The sequence below is a fragment of the Mesorhizobium sp. M7D.F.Ca.US.004.01.2.1 genome (genome assembly GCF_003997785.1).
Classification (GTDB): domain Bacteria; phylum Pseudomonadota; class Alphaproteobacteria; order Rhizobiales; family Rhizobiaceae; genus Mesorhizobium; species Mesorhizobium loti.
On record NZ_RZRQ01000490.1, the window covers coordinates 1 to 3,213 of the forward strand.

General features: G+C 64.0%; 3 protein-coding genes. 2 read left to right on the plus strand and 1 reads right to left on the minus strand.

Going from position 1 to position 3,213, the window contains the following annotated elements; genetic code table 11:
* Nucleotides 1–2,348, plus strand: a 2,348-nt coding sequence (locus EN993_RS33510; protein ID WP_164757981.1) for a M15 family metallopeptidase, incomplete at its 5' end; no start/stop codon positions are given.
* An 11-nt stretch (nucleotides 2,349–2,359) separates the two neighbouring features.
* Here the strand turns inward: EN993_RS33510 and EN993_RS33515 are convergent.
* Nucleotides 2,360–2,821 (minus strand): hypothetical protein, encoded by a 462-nt coding sequence (locus EN993_RS33515; RefSeq protein WP_127266023.1) that lies wholly within the window; start codon nucleotides 2,819–2,821, stop codon nucleotides 2,360–2,362.
* Between the two features lie 94 nt (nucleotides 2,822–2,915).
* Here EN993_RS33515 and EN993_RS33520 point away from each other — a divergent pair.
* Nucleotides 2,916–3,213 (plus strand): hypothetical protein (locus EN993_RS33520; RefSeq protein ID WP_206532461.1); only part of this gene is annotated, 298 nt, incomplete at its 3' end.

The following is a 3,213-nucleotide window of genomic DNA, read 5'->3' on the forward strand; positions in this document are numbered from 1 at the left end:
AGGCCCAGCAGCAGCGCGCGCGTTCGCTCCAGCAGACGATTGCGGGAGCACAAGTCGACCTCGACCTGGTCGGACAGACCACAGCCGCAACGGAAGCCTATCGCCTCGAAAGCCAGCTGCTGGCCCAGGTGCAGGAAGAGGCCGCACGCAACCACGTCGCCATCGACCAGGCGGAGATCGCCAGCATCCATCAGAAGGCGATTGAATTCGGCAAGCTGCGCGCCCTGGAACAGGCGCGTGACACCATCCATGGCCAGGTCGAGGATCTGGAAGTGCAGCGCGCCGAGCTGGCCCTGGTTGGCGCCAGCAAGCTGGCGCACGATCGCATCATCTCCGCCCTGAAAACCGAACAGGAGATCCGCAAGCTCGGCATCCCGCTTTACGGGCAAGAAGCCAACGAGATGCGCGCCAACACGGCCGCCGCCTCGGCACTGGCCGACGCGACAGCACGGGCCAGCTTGCAACAGCAGCTGCAGTTCGATCGCGAGCAGATGTTCCGCTCGCCGACCGAGCAGAACATCGCCTCGACGATGCGCGGCGCCGGGCTCGACTACGATCCCAACTCGGCCATTGCCCAGCAGATCCGCTACAACGAGCAGCTGAAGACAACCAAGGCGGCATGGGAAGACATCTTCTCGACCGTCAATGACGGCATCGACGGCATCAGCGACGCGCTGTTCAGCGGCGGCTCGATCACGGACGCCCTGAAAAAGGCCGGTCAGCAGCTCGCCAAGACGATGTTCGACATGTCGGTGACCAATCCGCTGAAGAACTGGCTGACCGGCGCCAACGCCAACACGATCGCGGATCTCGGCATCTTCGGTTCCGGCGCATCGAGCGGCAAGGGCGGCGGCTTCGGCGGCGTGCTCGGCCAGATGCTGGGCGCCCAGAAGGCGGTCGCCTCCATGCAGGTGCAGGCGGCCAGCGTGTTCGTCAACGGGTCGCCGATCGGCGGCATCCCCGGCCTGCCAGGCGCTGCCAACGACAATGGCAGCGGCGGCATTCTCGGCTGGGTCAAAAGCCTGTTCGGCGGAGCCAACGACAACCAGCCGTTCAAAGCCGACACCACGCTGACTGACTTTCTCGGTGGCGGTGGCGGCCCGAACACGGCCGCGACGGCCTCCAAGCTGCTCAGCGGCCTAGGGTCACCCCTAGGCGGAGGCGGTGGTGGTGCGAGCGCGGCGCTTTCGCAGATATTCGCGTCCGCAGGCGTCACCAAGACCGGCATCCCACTCTCCGGCATCGGCATCGACGGCCTGACCGCCAAGGTCGCGAGCGAGTATGCCGGCCGGTTCCAGGGGCTGCTGAACGACCTGAAAGGCGCGGGCTATCCGATCACCAGTCTTGGCGAGGGCGGCTACTCGTTCCGCAATGTCGCGGGCACCAACAACCTGTCCAACCACGCCTTCGGCAACGCCTTGGACATCAACCCGCGTCAGAACCCGTGGGCTGTCGGGGCCAAGGGCAACTTCTCCCAATACGGCGTTGATCCGAACGCGCTTGCCGAGAAGAACGGACTGTTCTGGGGCGGCAACTGGAACAAGTCCGACGCAATGCATTTTCAGGTCAACAAGAATGTTGACATGGGTGCGACCAACAGCATCGAAGGCCTCACCAAGCTCGGCAGCGTGTCGTTCATGGCAGCGGAGAGCCTGCAGAAGGCCGGGCTCGCCGGCTTCGAGACTGTCAAAGGCCTGACGGACGCCTCTGGCGGTCTCACCCAGTTCGGCTCGATGCTCAGCAGCTTCATGGGTCCGGGCGGCGGCAGCGGCTCTGGCTGGTTCCAGAACCTTGCCGGAATGTTCGGCGGGCCGGCCGGTGCCATCAATTCCATGAAGAGCATTTCGCCGCTGGCCACGGCCGACATCCTGTCGGGATCGTGGGGGCTCTTCGACACCGGCGGCCGGACTGGCGGCAACGATCCTCGCCGCGTTGCCGGCCTGGTGCATGAGGACGAGTATGTGTTCTCGTCGCCGGCCGTGCGCGCGATCGGCGTCGACACGCTCGACCGGATGCACGAGGCCGGCAAGAGCGGCCGAGGCTACGCCGGCGGCGGCCTGGCCACTTGGAACCCGTTGCCGATGGCCGGCGGCAGATCGGATGTCGTCGACCATCAGCCATTGCGCACGCCCAGGGCCGCCAACGGCAACAGCGGTGGCGGCGGCTCCTCGGGCGGGCTGACGCAGGGCCACATTGAGGGCATCGTCAACGCGATCGCCGGCAAGCTCAGGCTCAACGCCAACATCATCAACGTCGACAGTGACGATCACATCAAGCGCTACCTGATGTCCGACGACGGCCATTCCACCGTCGCCGTGGTCAACCGCCGCAACGGGACGTTAGGCTGATGCTTGGGTTGTCAATCGACTACTTGGCCAAGGGTGAACCCCGAGATTTCGTCAATTCGGCAGCGCCAGAAGTCTACCTTAATGGAAGGCTGGCCCGGAACCATGATCCGTACGTCCTTCAGATGAAGGTTATAGGGCATTTCGAATTTCGCGGGGTCCTGATCTCGTCCCTCAGCATTGCGCTCCTTCATGAGCTTCACCATGCTTTCAGCGTGATCAACGAGTGCCTCTTTGGCAATGTCGGCCACCTCGGAAGCGCCTGTGAGCGGCGTAGCCGATTGCCACTTCTCCTTCGCCTTCTCAAAAAACTCCACGTTCGACATCGTGATACCGGTGATCAGCATGCCGTGGGAAAGAAAACTTATCCCGACGCCCAGACCACTGCCATTGGCGTACTCCGCCAGAGAACGGACGAACCCATCAGCTTCTGGCCCGCCCGCTTGGCCGGTTTCACTTTGAATTTTGTTTTCCACTACAAGTCCTCCCTTTTGCGCATCAGAGCAGAGAAATTCGACGGAGTCGATCTGGGCGGACGCAACCTTGGCCCATGCCCTCGGGAGGTCAGTTTTGCCTGAACTGTGGCCCTTCCGTCCGCTCGTCGGCACCAGCAGCGAGAGGCTGGAATGGCTGACCGACCCGTTGCCCGGCTATACCGGCGAGCAGCGCATCGCGCTGCGCGACGCGCCCCGCCAGAGCTTCGCTTACGCCTTCGCGCTCGATCCGCAGCAATACAGCCGCGCCAAGACCTTCGCCCGGCGCAACGGCGCCGACGAGGTGCTGGTGCCGGTCTGGATGGAGCAGACGAGGAATATCGGCGCGCTGTCCGCCGCCGACGAGGTGATCGCCTTCGACACCGCCTTGCGGT